The sequence below is a fragment of the Bacillus sp. NPDC060175 genome, from assembly GCF_042728695.1.
In the GTDB taxonomy this organism is placed as follows: Bacteria; Bacillota; Bacilli; order Bacillales; family Bacillaceae_G; genus Bacillus_A.
Genome location: NZ_JBHWYR010000008.1, coordinates 32,043 through 47,287, shown reverse-complemented (window position 1 = coordinate 47,287; position 15,245 = coordinate 32,043). Strand labels below are relative to the sequence as shown.

Genomic DNA, 15,245 nt, shown 5'->3' with positions numbered 1-15,245 from the left:
TGAATTGGTAAAGAGTTAAAGTTAATAAGCTTAATTGCTATTTTGGGAAATTGCTTATTTTGATGATGAAAGTAATATGGTTCGAAACTAACAAAAAGGAGAGTATACAAGATGAATAAAAAAGGCCGAGCAGTCGTACTGCTGTCCTTTAATAGGCGGAAAAATATTCTAGTTAATAACTACGAATAAACAGAAAAGCTGCTTGTAATTTTATGAATTACTTTTCAAATCTACTTAATCATCCTACCTGAAAAATACTTATACTTGCAGATACAGTTGTTAAAGAGCCACCATCACTATTTGAGAGAGTGATAGTACCTGCTGAAGAAGTATTATTTATTAAAGTTAATGTTGAAGGAACAACTGTTGCTGTAAAAGCAACATTGCCTTGATTTATTGAATGGGGTGACCCCGTACCAAAACGTCCACCTGGAATTGGTGTACCATTTAGTGCAAAGGAAAACTGATTTTCACGAGAAGCTTCTAGTTGAAACTCTGCTACATATGTTCCTACTGTATTAATGATAATATTTCCAGTACCTGTTACATGGGTAAGGGAAGTTCCAATTATAGGTCCATTTGTATTAAAAGTAACATTCCCCCCTACTATAATTGACTGGTTAGTAGTATCAAAAACATATAGATAGTTTGTTAATCCTACACCGGCAGATCCAGTAGCCCCAGTAGCCCCAGTGGTTCCGGTAGTCCCAGTAGGTCCAGTGATCCCGGGTAGGTCCAGTGGTCCCAGTAGAGCCAGTGATCCCAGTAGCCCCCCAGTGATCCCGGTAGGTCCAGTGGTCCCAGTAGAGCCAGTGATCCCACAGTAGAGCCAGTGATCCCAGTAGTCCCAGTGGTCCCAGTAGGTCCAGTGGTTCCGGTAGTCCCAGTAGGTCCAGTGATCCCGGTAGGTCCAGTGGTCCCAGTAGAGCCAGTGGTCCCAGTAGGTCCAGTGGTTCCGGTAGTCCCAGTAGGTCCAGTGATCCCGGTAGGTCCAGTGGTCCCAGTAGGTCCAGTAGTCCCAGTGTGACCAGTTGGGTTATGGGGGAGAATAATATGATTAATACCTAAAAGCGGAAGTTTAATAAATATATTTTTGTTTTGATAATCTATCAAAATCACCTCACTAGTATGTTTGAAAAAATAGTAAAGTAATAATTTTTGTGGATATCTAATTTTCACATTATTAATGCAATTTATTTTGGACACAGTAAATAGCTATCGCGACTTTAGGATATTAGTTTTTAGACGAAATCTTAATAAAGTCCTTTTTAAAAGATAAAAAGCGCTGTTAAAGGCGCTCTGAGACAAGTTTTATGTTGAAAAGGAAATCCAGATATTATGTGCATATTATACTGTTTTAGAATGTCGTAGATTTTTTAATTAATAATAAAGCGATCTTATAAAATTAAAAAAATTGGATTACTAGATAGTCACCATACAATAAAATATGCTTGTTGGATATGAATGTGTGTCAAATCTACAAAAATATATTTTGGTGTGTATAAGAAAAGTTAAATGTTAATAGAATGACGGTGGAATAAATCTAGAAATGAATATTTATATAAGACCCTCATTAGAAAGTAAAGGCCAACAGAAAAAAGGGGGGATTTTACAAATTACGGGAAAATAATGAGTGGAGGATGGAAAAACTCCCCCCAATTATTGTTTCACTATTAAATTTGCAAAGATAATTAAAGGGTATCTGCTCATCTATACATGTTATGGAGATGCAAACGAAACAGTAGTTGAGTAGCAATAAGGAGATAAAATATCATTATTTAGAATGTGTAATTAAAGTGTTTATTAGAATCACGAGTTGTTAGCAAAAACTAGCGTCCTCAGTGACAGATGGTAGAAATAGTTTGCGTGGTATTGTAATAATCTCAAGCGCTATCTGCGTTGAATATAGGAGTATTTGAGTTAAATCTAAAGCGATTGTTAAAAGTATGATGAAGCCTGTAAGGATTACAAAACTCCTCCAAAAGAACAGTAACTTATATTATAGCGTATTTTTTAGTATTATTATAAATAGATTTTAAAGTGAATATTACGAAAAAAGCAAAACCACAACTAATGTTTTACGTTGTGGTTTTATTTTTTAAGTTCTTTGTTTTAGAAGATAGATAATCTAGAATTGAAAATTTTTCAAATGGATTACCATATTTTATTTCGGATCCAACATCAGGTGCTCAATGAAACGGTATGAAAGGTTATAGGCTGGTGATACGAGATTAAATAAGAGTGGATCTGTGTGCAGTAAGATTCCCGGCTCAGATTTCTACTAGAGAAAAGTAATTAGTTGGTGTTGATATGTTAATAAAAAACGGATGGGTGTGGAAATTAAATATTTATGACATTAAAGACAAAGAGCAGGAAATACAGATTGGTATTAAAAAGTACAAAAATCTAAAATTAGAATGAGCATTGAATTAGTGTATAACGATTGAAACGGCACTGAAGACTAATAAAACGGCCATAATGATGTTAAATAATTGGTTGTGTTTTATTAAGAGTTTTTGGAATATTGAACCAAATAAACTCCAACTAAATGTACTCATTAAACCGACTACACCTAGAAATAATGAAAAAAGTAGAAAACTTGAATATGAATTGTAGTAAGGGAGTATGAAAGTCGATACTACAGTCAGTCCGAATAATATCCCTTTAGGGTTAATGAATTGAAGAGAAATCCCCACTGTAAATAAGTTTTTATTAGCTTTTTCACTGGGATTCGTACTGCCTTTACTAGTGAGTATTTTAAAAGCTAAATATAACATATACGTTACACCTAAAATTTTTAAAGGGAATTCGATTATTGGTAAGATATTGAGTAGTACTACATTAAAGAAACTACATAAAGAAGTGAGGATGAAAAAGCCAAAAGATACTCCAAAGCAAAATTGCATGCTCCTCTTTAACCCGTGTTGATTGGCGTATGTCATAGCTAAAAAATTGTTAGGGCCGGGTGTGAAGCTACTTATAAAAACAAATAATAAAAAAGAAAATATAGGCATTTCAAAACCCCCTTATTATTTTTTGTATGTTATAATGACCGAAAAGAACAATATAACGTGTGCTTTTTATTATACATAACGGTCGTTATATTGTATATAGTGTGGGGGTTTTTTTATGGAAGAAATTCAACTTATTTTGGCGAAAAATTTAAAAACAATACGAGAAAAAGAAAAATTAAGTTTAGAAAAGGTTTCTCAATTAACAGGTGTAAGTAAAACGATGATTGGACAAATTGAAAGAGGAGAATCAAGCCCGACACTAACAACAATATGGAAAATTGCTAATGGATTGAAAGTGTCTTTTACTTCTTTAATCAATAATCCACAGCCTGATATAAAAGTTGTTTTACGGGATGATGTTCAAGTATTGTCTGAAGATAATGGGAAATATAAAGTGTATCCTTCTTTTCCTTTTCAAGATGATAGACATTTTGAAATGTATACAGTTGAAATAGAAACAGAAGGTGAATTAAGTTCAGAAGGGCATAAAGAAGGGGCAGAAGAATTTATAACAGTATTTGAAGGTGAATTGACAATAAAAGTGAATAATTGTCAATATACATTAAATAGTGGAGATTCAATTCGTTTTAAGGCCGATAGATCACACTCTTATCATAATTTAGGGAAATCTTTGACTCGATTAAGCATGACAATTTATTACCCAGCTACATAAGTGTGCATTTATATATAGAAAAGATAAAACCATCTATACAAGGTGGTTTTTATTTTGTGTTAAATTACAAAAAAAAGACACTCGTTTGAGTGCCAACATAGTATTGCTCTCGCGTATAGGATTGGAGTACGTTTCTCAAATACGTATTGAGAGATGGTTCGTAAAGGAGAAACTGTCTTCATATTTAATGTAACATCGGTAAGGGCGAGTGTAAATTGATAATGTATATACGGAAAAATTAGTATAGATAGTTTCTACTATGAATATAGTACAATATATTTTTTATTAGCTTCATCAATGTTATGTAATTATCGGAATATTCTTATCTTTATGGTTGATGTGATATGTAACACTTTAGTATTTAAGAATGTTTATTTTAAAAAAGATTGAATCATTTTTTAATCGATTCGTATAATTGTTAGTGAGGCATCTGTTGAACAACTGACAATTAACAATTGATAATATACCGAATAATTGAAGTGGACTTGTATTACGTGAATTTAAATTAGTAATTAAATTATTATTATAATTTGAAGTTGATATTACGGGGGAAAATAGAGCCGGAAGTAAGGTGGAAGGGTTTAATAGTAGTTATAAAAACGGTGAAATGTTTATATGTATGAATCATTTTGAAAGAAAAAAGAATAGTTATGAAATTATTCCTTAATAATAGAGTCATAATAATGTATGTTAGTTAAAAATATGTGGAATGAGGTATTGAATTGAAGCGGAATGATAAATTATCAATGAATAAAGGTAGGATAGGACCTGAGAATATTGGACCTACATTTCCAACTCTTCCACCAATTTATGTTCCAACTGGAAGTACAGGGCCAACAGGAGCGACAGGAGAAACGGGAGCAACAGGAGAAACGGGAGTAACAGGAGTAACAGGAGAAACGGGGGCAACAGGAGTAACAGGAGAAACGGGAGCAACAGGAGCAACAGGAGTAACAGGGCCAACAGGAGAAACGGGGTTAACAGGAGTAACAGGAGTAACAGGAGTTATTGGCCCCATAACAACAACCAATTTGTTATATTACACTTTTTCAGATGGAGAGAAACTTATATATACAGATTCAGATGGGATAGCTCAATATGGGACAACGAATATAGTAGCACCTAGTGAGGTTTCATATATTAATTTATTTATCAATGGAATTCTGCAACCACAACCATTTTATGAAGTTAGTACTGGTAAACTAACTTTATTGGATAATCAACCACCATCGCAAGGGTCTTCAATTATTTTGCAATTTATCATTATTAATTAAAAAAGACAGATCCTTAAATGATAAGGAATCTGTCTTTTTTGTTCTACATTAAAGTAGTTAAAATTAAGTGACGATAAATTCGATTGTGATTGGAATTCCGCCGTCTAATGCATCTCCGCCAGGAATTGTAATAGCGCCAGTAGGACCAGTAGTAACACTGGAGTTCACGCTTGGCTGAAGAATACCGTTTACATATAGGTTGTAATACGTGAAAATTGGAAAAGCAGTTGCAGTAGTACCCGCATCGTTTAAACAAGCTGTGGCAGCAACCGCAAAGGCTGCACCAGTTCCAGTTCCAGCTCCTAGTGTAGATGTGAATCTTCTAGATGCCATAAATGGTTGAATGATAGGCAGTTAATTCTCACTCCTATTAATATTTTATTGGAACAAAATATAGAATAACTTGTCCACTATATTGTATGAGAATTTTCTATAATAGAAACGGCTTCATGATAATAGAGGGAATACAATTTTAGTAAAGCTATAATTCTTGCTAATGGTAAAAAGTTACATTGTTACTTGTGGAATATATGTTTAGGGTTAATTAGAATTTTTGTATTCAAAGTAATATGTATTTTGGGGCTTAAGAGATAAACGTGGAAAAATAAAATAAACTCTTAAGTTTAGGTGTTTAATCTAAGCAGTCAATTATTAAAAACATATAATTAATATGTGAGTCATGAACATAATTAAGTAGCATTGTAAATCTTAATTGTTATTCATGTTTTCTATTCTAAGTTAAATATATAATCTAACTTCATTTTATACAGTAACATTTTTTATAGTGTTTAGAGTAGGGAAAAACTCAAATATAAGACAAGTAAGGAGGAAATAAATGTCACATAATAATTGTTTTGGTCATAATAACTGCAATCCGATAGTTTTCACTCCAGAATGTTGTAATAATCCACAAACAGTTCCAATTACTAGCACTCAATTAGGACAATTAATCACTTTACTAAATTCTTTAATTTCAGCTATTGCAGCATTTTTTGCAAATCCAAGTGATGCAAACAGATTAAATTTACTCAATTTGTTTACTCAACTATTAAATTTACTAAATCAATTAGCACCATCTCCAGAGGGTAATTATTTAAAACAACTAATTCAAAGTATTATCAATGTACTACAATCCCCTAATCCAAACTTAAGCGAATTACTTTCTTTATTACAACAATTCTACAGTGCCCTTGCACCATTCTTCTTCTCTTTAATTATTGACCCTGCAAGTTTACAACTTTTATTAAACTTATTAACTCAATTAATTGGTGCTACTCCAGGAGCAGGAGCAACAGGAGCAACAGGAGTAACGGGAGCAACAGGAGCAACAGGCCCGACAGGAGCAGGAGCAACAGGAGCAACGGGAGCGACAGGTCCAACGGGAGCAACAGGCCCGACAGGAGCAACAGGAGCAGGAGCAACAGGAGCAACAGGCCCAACAGGTCCAACAGGTCCAACAGGTCCAACTGGTGCGACAGGAGCAACAGGCCCAACTGGTGCAACAGGCCCAACAGGCCCAACAGGCCCAACAGGAGCAACAGGTCCAACAGGCTTAACAGGAGCAACTGGTGCGACTGGTGGCGGAGCTATTATTCCGTTTGCTTCAGGTACAACACCATCTGCGTTAGTTAACGCGTTAATAGCTAATACAGGAACTCTCCTTGGATTTGGATTTAGTCAGCCTGGCGTAGCTTTAGCGGGTGGAACAAGTATCACATTAGCATTAGGGGTAGGTGATTATGCATTTGTAGCACCACGCGCAGGGACTATTACGTCATTAGCAGGTTTCTTTAGTGCAACAGCTGCATTAGCTCCATTATCACCTGTTCAAGTGCAGATACAAATATTAACTGCACCTGCAGCAAGTAATACGTTTACAGTACAGGGTGCACCTCTATTATTAACACCAGCATTTCCAATAATAGCTATTTTGGACACAGCATCAGGGATCATTGCTGAAAATATTTCAGTAGCCGCTGGGGATAAAATATTATTATATGTATCATTAACAGCAGCAAGTCCAATAGCTGCAGTTGCTGGATTTGTAAGCGCAGGTATTAATATCGTCTAATTTGTTACAATGTTTAATTGAAAATTAAACAGGGATTTGTATATAGTCCTTCCTAATTTAATTAGGAAGGACTATATTTTTTGTGGGAAATTAGAAATAAATCAATTGAAAAGTTACTCTTTGTTACGTGGGTATAAAAGAAAAATTCAAATTTATGATTTACACTTTATAGTTCATGGAATAAGAAATGCCTTTTGAAAAAATCCCCGTCAGCAAAAAAAGATGAATTCTATTAAAAATAGAATTCGATAGTATCAAAAGGCCTTATTATATCAGTATTTGTAGCATGTTTATTATTAACTAGCCCCAAAATTAGCCCCATTTTCTGTTAAACTCTGGCTAAATAACTCTACTGACATGGATTCTAATTCCTTTAATACATGACCATAAATTCCATAAATCATTTGTGGAGAATTCCCTAAACGTTCGGCAATCACTTTTACATTTAAACCTTGATTTAATAATATAGTGCAATGTGTATGACGTAAGCCATGTATTGTTATAGCAGGAAGCTTTGTTTTATTTAATACTCTTCTAAATGCATAAAAAACACAGCCATCTGTTATAGGTTTTCCGGTTTGGTATGATGTAAATACAAAAGAATCGTCTTTTAGTTTGTATCCAAAAGACAACATTACCTTCATACACCATTTTCGGTATATCTTTAATTGATTTACTAATACATCATCTATTAAAATTGTTCTATAGCTATTTTTCGTTTTGGGTGATCGTATACCTTTATTATCCCTAGTGCGTTCAATAGTTATTGTTTTATTATCAAAATCAATGTTTTTCCACTGTAAACCACAGGCTTCGCCTCTACGAATCCCTGTGTATGCAACGGTTAATAAAAATGTATAGTTTGTGGCATTTTCTTCGCGTTTAGCTATTGTTAAAAATTCAACTAATTGCTCAGGTGTGAAATAATTATTGTTTTCTTCTTTAATAGTTTCATGATTTGAAAGTTTGATTTTTGTGAAGCGATTGCGAGACAATATTTCATCTTCTACAGCTGCATTAATAGCAATCTTGAAAAGGCTGTGGAATAAATGAACTGTACTTGGCTTATACTTCTTTTCAAGTACATTTAAAAATTCTCTTTTATATGTTGTTCTATCCAAAGTTTGTAACTTGAAATGGCCAAGCAACGGTTTCATTTGTAAGCGGATGGCCATTTCACGTTGCGCCCTAGATGCTGGTTTCCAACTGTTTTTATAGGTGGTATACCAAATATCCAACCACTCTCCAATGGTTAGTTGATCATATTCAACTTGTTTAAATTCACCACGTAGTGTTGTAACTTTCACTTCTAAAAGAGATTTGATGGCTTCTTTTTCTGATTTAAATCCACTTTTTTTCTTCTCTTTTCTTTTTCCTGTGTTGTCATAATACTTGTGACGATACATCCACAGTTTTTCATTCTTTGTATTGAAATAATAGTATATTTCGGGTTCTTTTGCTGATTTGTGTAACTTCACCATTACCATTCCTTTCATTGCTTTGGCTGGCGTATGCATAGGAATGGATAGGTATTGGATTTATTCAAAAACATGTGTAAATTTAGTTTTGTGCTTTAAGCATGATATTTGCCATTTCGTTTAGGAGGCGTAGATTGGAGTCGTTCAATTTATTTAATGTATCTATCATTTGTTTTTCAAACTTTATTTTTTTTTCTAACTCTTCCCAGTGTTGTTCCCATTTTCGTTGAGTTTCTTCCTCTATTTCTTTATATTCCTCTGTTTTCTTCCATTCTTCCTCTGCTTTTTCCCATTCCTCTGCACTCATTGCATTATTTTCATCGAAATGAAAAAAGTATCCAGCCTTCTTTATTAGTGTTTCACAATCATAGTTGTAAGCTTTGGCTAGCTTTTTTATTGTTTCAATGGAGGGGCGATTGATTTTCCCTGTCCGAGGATCAACACCCTTTTCTAGATTACTTAATTGTACATGACTAATTCCTATTAAATTTGCCATTTCCCTTAAAGAATGATTACCTCTAAGTTCTCTTAAAAGTTGTCCGAAATCATCCATTGGATTACCTCCTTATTTTTTTGTTAATCGTGCTTTACATAAGTTTAACACCATGATATATTATTAGCAAGAGGTGGTAAACATGGTTAACAAACTTAGAGAAGTTAGAGAAAAAAAGAAAATATCGCAGATTGAATTGGCGAAACGCTCTGGTGTGAGCAGAACTACTCTTTATAATATTGAAAAGGGTGGTGATACACGTGTTTCCATTGCACTCTCATTAGCCCGTTCACTTGAAGAGGATGTGGAAAAAATTTTTTATAATTCTTGTTAATCTTGTTTAACAATTTACAGAAAGGTAAATAAGAATTGTTTATATGAAGAAATTATTGAGATGAGGTAATTATATGATTCCTGCAAATGTGCAAGTAAATATTGATGAAAAAGCCATTAAGGAATACATACTGCAGCAAATAGATCAACAACTTCACGAAACCTTATTGATGGTTGATCTTGAAAAATTAGCAGTAATTACATCAATGAGTAAGAGATTCCTAGAAGATGAGATTTTATCTGATCCACGTATGAGATTAATAGAGCGACGTCGCAACAGAAAACGTTGGTGGTTCTATAAGCGAGCTCTTGAAGTAATAACAGAAATTGTAGATGAATGGTAAGCAACAACGCTTTGGCTGGCGTGTGCATAGGAAACAAAGTCCATAAAAGATTAGGTGGATAATGCTTATTAATTCAAATTGCTTGATATTTTATAGCAACGTCGATTTGGAAACAATTGAGGTGAATAGTTTAATGACAACTGCTGAAATACGTGAAGACAAGTTACATATGATTTTAGAAAAAGCGGAAAACGGTGATCCAAAAGCAATCAAAGTTTTAAAAGAAATTAATCGAATATTAAAGCAAGTATGATATTTACTTTTAAAAACATTATTCAGCATCAAGGAGGTGAGAAAGTGTTATCTACTATAACATCACATAAAGAAAAAATAGAGCTTAAATATGACAGGTTAATAGATATAACTAATTTTAAATCACTTACCAACACAAATGCTATTAACCAAAAGATAGCATACGGAGAGTTTTTAAATAGGATAAGCGAACCTATGATAACCAATGAGAAAGGCAATGCAGGTGGTTTTATAGGTGGATATGTTCAAGATCGCAGGAATAAAGCCAATGTAAAAAGCAGAAGCATTATATTAATCGATATAGATGAAGTGCCAGAAGGTGTAAATGTATGGGAGAACATTGAGGGTTTCACAAATTTTGCGATTGCTATGTATTCAACACACAATCATACAAAAGAGAATCCACGTTACAGGGTTATCATACCTTTGCATCATGATATTGAGCCGGAGCACTACAAAGAAGTCACACGATATTTAGTGGATATTCTCCAAGTGTGGATAGATGAGACTTCATGTGAATTTGAGCGACACATGCACTATCCGACTTGTAGTAACCCTGATAATTATGAATTTTATTATCAAGACTTCCCTTTCTTTGATGCTAGCTTCATTACAAAACAACATGAAGAAATCAAGACCTTTAAAAATAATGAAAAAGCGGATCCACGCACAAAACAAAACTGGATTGGGGCATGGACAAATATTTATTCGATAACGGATGTTTTGGACAACTTCTTGTCAGATAAATATGAGCCATTTAGAAACAATAGATATACCTATGTTGAAGGAAGCTCTAAAGGTGGATTAATTGTTTATGACGATGGTACGCATGCACATAGCAATCATTCAACAGACCCGATAAGCGGTAAGAATGTAAACAGTTTTGACTTATATAGGCTACATAAATTTTCCCACCTAGATAATGGTACGGAGGATATGAAGGACAAGCCTAGTTATAAAGCCATGATTGAGTATTGTAAGAAAGACGAAAAAGTGAGGGCGTATTACGAGGAACATATAAGTGGTGGACAAGGCATTCATAAACAAGAAGAACCGAAAGTACAAAATGAAATAGATTTTAAAAGAAATAGCAGAAACAAAATCCTTGTTAAAGCTGAAAATACTAAGAAGTTATTAGATTCAATGGGCATAGAGATTTATTACGATGTTATAAGAAAACGTGAATACTTATCATCATTAAATTTATATTTTGATGGTGAAATAGCAGATCATCATGCACAAGGGATTATAGAAGAAGCTATTGATATGGATTATTTCGTAACGAAAGATAAACTAATTGACCATCTTTTATATTTAGCTAGCTGTAATAAGAAGAACAAAGTCGCTGAATATTTCTTAAACGTATCTAAGAAATGGGATGGAAAGAGTCGTATAGAGGAAATTTTCACCACATTAAACGCTAGATCAGATAGAGAATTAGGGATTGCGTACTTGAAGAAATGGGCAATCCAAGCTGTTAAACTTGCATTCAACGAAGGTGGAAAGATGAACCAAGAATTTGTACTTGTCCTCCAAGGTTCTCAAGGTTGTGGGAAAACATTCTGGTTTAGGTTGTTGTTTAGCTCACTAGATGATGATTATTTCAAAACAGGTAAAAGACTTAACCCAGAGAACAAAGACAGTGTAATCGAAGCAGTAAGTAACTTTGCCGTTGAATTAGGTGAGCTAGATTCTACAATGAAATTTGAACAGGCAGCACTAAAAGCGTTCTTTACAGAGAGTTTTGATGAATTCAGGCGACCATATCAACGGTTATCAGTTAAATATCCGAGGATGACAGTATTCTTTGCTACTGTTAATGACGATGAATTTTTGAAAGATAAGACAGGGAATAGGCGGTACGCTGTAATAAACGTAGGTGACAAGATAAGTGACTTGAAAGCAATGGATATTGACCAGTTTTGGGGAGAAATCGCCACAATGGCGTTAAAAGATGATTCACACCTACTTACTAGTGAAGAAGCGCAGAAACAAAAAGAACACAACGAAGAAAGCGAATTACAGACACATGAGGAAATTGAAATTTTAAGTGGATTTTCTTGGGGGGCATCTAAAGACTTGTGGACATGGAAGAGTAGTAAGGTCATCTTCAAGGAACTGGAGTTAACCAAGAATACAAAAAATGCAGCTACAGCGCTTAAAAAGTATGGAGCAGTAAGAAAGCAAAAGGGGAAAGACAGAGAAAGAGGATGGATAACACCGCCTTTTGCTGGTAAACCTTCATGTTAATAGAGTGAACAGGTAATTGTTATGGTGAACACAAGCGAACACGTAGGTGAACAGGTAAAACACAAGTTGCTGTTCTACCTTTAAACCCAATCATACCAATGGATAGAGGGAAAAGCGAACACTATGAACACCATAATCTATATAAAAGTGTAAAAGTAAGAATATAGAGAAGTAGGTAGAGGGAGTAGTAGAAAGAATTCACAGTTTGTTACTTTTGCCGATTTCTGGTGTTCCTAGTGTTCGCCTTGCCGCAAACCTAGTCATATCAAGGTTTTGGGGTAGAACGTTTACATTAAATACGTGTTCACCTTGGTGTTTACTTTTAATCTAGATGCTGTTCATCCAGTGTGAAGGTGCGTGTGAGGTTACTTTTTCGGATACAAACAAAAAAATGAAAGAAGGTTAGTAAATGGCAACTAAAAAAGCTCCAATCGTATTAGCAATTGAACGTGATGAAAAAGGAAATCTTAGTACGTGGTGTCAATACTGTAGAAAGTTTCATCATCACGGAACAGGTGAAGGACACAGGGATGCACATTGTTTTGAGGAAGATAGCCCATATATTCGTACAGGTTATGTCCTTAAGAAGATGAAACTATCAGGTAAAGAAGTTGTTACAAAGAGTGCGCCTAAGTAGGTGATACGTAATTGGTTTGCCTTAAAGATTATCCAATGTTAGAAGCAGAGATCATTAATTTGGAATACAAGTTAAATAGAATACATGCTGAATTAAAACGTCAGAGCAAATGGGGTAAAGATATATTATCAATTAATACAGGCAATGAAGAAACGGAAAAGATACTGGATCAACTTAAGGATGAGCTCACATCTAAGAAAGAACAATTGCAACAGCTCGTAGACTTTGTGAGTAATTTCAAAAACTTAGAACAACAGATACTTAAGTTGAAATATATTGATGGAATGACGTTAGAAGGCATAGGAACCAAATTAAATTACAGTACACATTATATTAAAGTGAAACATGCTGAGGTTATGAGAAGAATCAAGTTTGCTGAGAGATAAAAGGTAAGAGAATAGAGAACTGTGGAAGGAAAACAAAATATTTTAAAAGCTATTTAATTAATTAATTAAACAAGAATTGAATTGTTCACTTGTAAACAAAAATTAAAAATGATTTTTCATATACCCCCCCTATCTTATATATGAACGTTTTTTGGGGGAGGGCTGGCAACGCGGTGGGGGATTTCTCTTTTTATTTTCGCGTCGCGCGCATGAAAAATAGAAAAAAAGGCAAAAAAAAGATGCTTTCCTATTTTTTTAGGAAAACATTCATGTTTTTGATTGGTAAATTAAATTGTTACTTATGAAGCTATAAACCGTATGAAATCAATGTTTGTTTCGTTAAATTTAGATTATCACAACTCAAATATACACGTCAAATAGTAATTTTCATTTTAAAAAAATAATAAAACAAGTGATGAAAGGGTGATGAAAGTATGATTTCAAATGAAGACAAAAAACAAACAGCTTATGAAATGTATAAAAGCGGAAAATACTCATTTAAAGAAATCGCAGCAGAATTAGAAGTCAAAGAGAGTACGCTAAACAATTGGCGTCACCGTTACAAGTGGGTAGAACTATCGGCAAATGTAGAACGTCAAAAGCTTTATGATTTACTGATGTCTAAATTGAAAGATAAAGGTTTAGAAGGCGAAATGCAATTCGTAGACATGGTGAATACGTACATGAAATTTTTCGATATCAAAAACAAATTGATTGAAGATATTGAAGAACGCGGCGTATCTGTAATTGGTGTAACGGGATCAGTCAAAAAGAATGATTCTATTACGGAATTAATAAAAGTTATTACGTCAATGTCAAAGTTACTGGAGTTTTTAGGTATAGACATTGAAGAGACCGAAGAAGATGAAGAACTTTATATATAAAAAAATAATATAACAGGAGGTCATGAAAACATGACACATTTAGCAAATAGTTTAAAATTGAAAGAATTATTTTATCAACGAATCGAAACAGAAGAAAGAAGCCTTCCAATCCTGGAAAAACTTAAATTAGCTCGCGAATGCCAAAGAAACGTTGCATCACGCGATGAATATAACCATATTACAAAGATCGTTGAAGGACTAGAAAAAGAGTATGAAGCCGAAAGGAAATTCGGTTACACGCCAACTGTTATTTTTAGCGAAGAAGACAAATCTCAGGCAGCGAAAGTAGTTAAGAAAGATATCGAGGCAATGGACAAGCGTTATATTGAGTTATGCAAGCGAAAAGATGACCTAGAAACGTCTATTGCTGATGAAGTTGCCGCTATTAATGTAGAACTAAATGAAATGCATGAAGCTCACAGAAAGTTAATGCATTGTAACGTTCTTTACGGAAGTTATTACCGCGAACTATATGAAATGGTTACATCTACGAAATCGGAGGTATTACGATAATGATTACATTATATGAAAAGATTCTATCAGCACGCGAAAGAAAACATGCTTATCATACTTATGATATTGAACTAACGCCGCTAACAGATGCAGGGAAAGTATTATTCGGTCGTATGGACTTATTAAAGGGAGAAAGGGACGGACAAGTTAAAAACTGGTTAAAGAATGCTTTAGCACGTAACAAAAGCAACTTCAAACCTAATGATAAATATACTTTTTACTATGATGATCCGAAAGAATCAGAAGATCAGCGAGTAAATGAAGTGTTACGTTATGTAGAAAACAAGATTTATAGCAAATGGGAAACAAGTACAAAATGGGGTAATTTAAAAACGCCGGTACTTGGAGTCGACTATTCAGTGGAAATTGAAAAGCGAGTTGATGTACTGGACGCTCCGAAAAAGAGCAGCAACCAAAAATCGCTTAAAAATCCAGCTATTGAAGTTGAGGGAAAAGAAGTAAACGAAACGTTAGTTATTGAAGGTTAACACTTGAGCCCTTTTATTTAGGATTCCTTTCCATTTGGGGCGGAAAATAATGAAAATTAGAAAAGTGGCTTTTCAGTTTGTTTTGTATGCTATTTTGTGTAATTGTCTAATGTATTTATACCTAAACGACGAATAACATGAAATAAAGAGGGATA

At 34.1% G+C, this 15,245-nt stretch carries 15 protein-coding genes and 2 pseudogenes; 11 read left to right on the top strand and 6 right to left on the bottom strand.

The window, feature by feature from the left end:
• Positions 1-238: 238 nt before the first annotated feature.
• Both ACFWDE_RS06750 and ACFWDE_RS06740 read right to left on the bottom strand, forming a co-directional pair.
• Positions 239-1,089 (bottom strand): annotated as a pseudogene (locus tag ACFWDE_RS06750) (collagen-like protein).
• A 1,340-nt stretch (positions 1,090-2,429) separates the two neighbouring features.
• On the bottom strand, positions 2,430-3,014 hold the full coding sequence (locus ACFWDE_RS06740) for a LysE family transporter (RefSeq protein WP_377890967.1): 585 nt from the start codon (positions 3,012-3,014) through the stop codon (positions 2,430-2,432).
• 115 nt (positions 3,015-3,129) lie between these two features.
• Between ACFWDE_RS06740 and ACFWDE_RS06735 the strand changes: the two genes are divergently transcribed.
• Positions 3,130-3,687, top strand: coding sequence for a helix-turn-helix domain-containing protein (locus ACFWDE_RS06735; RefSeq protein WP_377890965.1), 558 nt, complete (start codon positions 3,130-3,132; stop codon positions 3,685-3,687).
• Positions 3,688-4,085: 398 nt separating this feature from the next.
• Here the strand turns inward: ACFWDE_RS06735 and ACFWDE_RS06730 are convergent.
• A pseudogene (locus tag ACFWDE_RS06730) lies at positions 4,086-4,278 on the bottom strand (BclA C-terminal domain-containing protein); the annotation flags it as partial.
• Between the two features lie 131 nt (positions 4,279-4,409).
• Between ACFWDE_RS06730 and ACFWDE_RS06725 the strand changes: the two are divergent.
• A complete protein-coding gene (locus ACFWDE_RS06725) occupies positions 4,410-4,961 on the top strand; it encodes a DUF4183 domain-containing protein (protein WP_377890963.1) in 552 nt (183 codons plus the stop codon).
• A gap of 63 nt (positions 4,962-5,024) precedes the next feature.
• Here ACFWDE_RS06725 and ACFWDE_RS06720 read toward each other — a convergent pair whose 3' ends face one another.
• Entirely contained in the window at positions 5,025-5,315 is a 291-nt protein-coding gene (locus tag ACFWDE_RS06720; RefSeq protein WP_001121649.1) for a DUF4183 domain-containing protein, read from the bottom strand.
• A 481-nt stretch (positions 5,316-5,796) separates the two neighbouring features.
• On the opposite strand from ACFWDE_RS06720, the gene ACFWDE_RS06715 reads away from it, so the two are divergent.
• On the top strand, positions 5,797-7,032 hold the full coding sequence (locus ACFWDE_RS06715; protein ID WP_377890961.1) for an exosporium glycoprotein BclB-related protein: 1,236 nt from the start codon (positions 5,797-5,799) through the stop codon (positions 7,030-7,032).
• Positions 7,033-7,328: 296 nt separating this feature from the next.
• Here ACFWDE_RS06715 and ACFWDE_RS06710 read toward each other — a convergent pair whose 3' ends face one another.
• Positions 7,329-8,513 carry a site-specific integrase gene (locus ACFWDE_RS06710; protein WP_483861746.1) on the bottom strand — a complete coding sequence of 395 codons (1,185 nt, stop codon included), beginning with the start codon at positions 8,511-8,513 and terminating at the stop codon, positions 7,329-7,331.
• Positions 8,514-8,592: 79 nt separating this feature from the next.
• Entirely contained in the window at positions 8,593-9,063 is a 471-nt protein-coding gene (locus ACFWDE_RS06705) for a helix-turn-helix domain-containing protein (protein WP_071735167.1), read from the bottom strand.
• 82 nt (positions 9,064-9,145) lie between these two features.
• Between ACFWDE_RS06705 and ACFWDE_RS06700 the strand changes: the two genes are divergently transcribed.
• The 8 genes from ACFWDE_RS06700 to ACFWDE_RS06665 all read left to right on the top strand — a co-directional run bounded on the left by ACFWDE_RS06700 (position 9,146) and on the right by ACFWDE_RS06665 (position 15,090).
• The gene (locus ACFWDE_RS06700; protein ID WP_377890956.1) at positions 9,146-9,337 is read left to right on the top strand and encodes a helix-turn-helix transcriptional regulator; all 192 of its coding nucleotides are present in this window, start codon (positions 9,146-9,148) and stop codon (positions 9,335-9,337) included.
• Between the two features lie 73 nt (positions 9,338-9,410).
• On the top strand, positions 9,411-9,680 hold the full coding sequence (locus ACFWDE_RS06695; RefSeq protein WP_000611694.1) for a hypothetical protein: 270 nt from the start codon (positions 9,411-9,413) through the stop codon (positions 9,678-9,680).
• 249 nt (positions 9,681-9,929) lie between these two features.
• Complete coding sequence (locus tag ACFWDE_RS06690; RefSeq protein ID WP_377890954.1) at positions 9,930-12,182, top strand: VapE domain-containing protein; 2,253 nt, start codon at positions 9,930-9,932, stop codon at positions 12,180-12,182.
• Positions 12,183-12,591: 409 nt separating this feature from the next.
• Entirely contained in the window at positions 12,592-12,819 is a 228-nt protein-coding gene (locus ACFWDE_RS06685) for a hypothetical protein (RefSeq protein WP_076873257.1), read from the top strand.
• Positions 12,820-12,830: 11 nt separating this feature from the next.
• Positions 12,831-13,205, top strand: coding sequence for a sigma factor-like helix-turn-helix DNA-binding protein (locus ACFWDE_RS06680; protein ID WP_377890951.1), 375 nt, complete (start codon positions 12,831-12,833; stop codon positions 13,203-13,205).
• A 434-nt stretch (positions 13,206-13,639) separates the two neighbouring features.
• Positions 13,640-14,089, top strand: a complete 450-nt coding sequence (locus tag ACFWDE_RS06675) for a terminase gpP N-terminus-related DNA-binding protein (RefSeq protein WP_377890949.1) — start codon at positions 13,640-13,642, stop codon at positions 14,087-14,089.
• A 30-nt stretch (positions 14,090-14,119) separates the two neighbouring features.
• Positions 14,120-14,602, top strand: coding sequence for a hypothetical protein (locus tag ACFWDE_RS06670; RefSeq protein WP_002186695.1), 483 nt, complete (start codon positions 14,120-14,122; stop codon positions 14,600-14,602).
• On the top strand, positions 14,602-15,090 hold the full coding sequence (locus ACFWDE_RS06665) for a hypothetical protein (RefSeq protein ID WP_377890946.1): 489 nt from the start codon (positions 14,602-14,604) through the stop codon (positions 15,088-15,090). The genes ACFWDE_RS06670 and ACFWDE_RS06665 overlap by 1 nt, the downstream gene beginning before the upstream one ends.
• Positions 15,091-15,245: the final 155 nt, after the last annotated feature.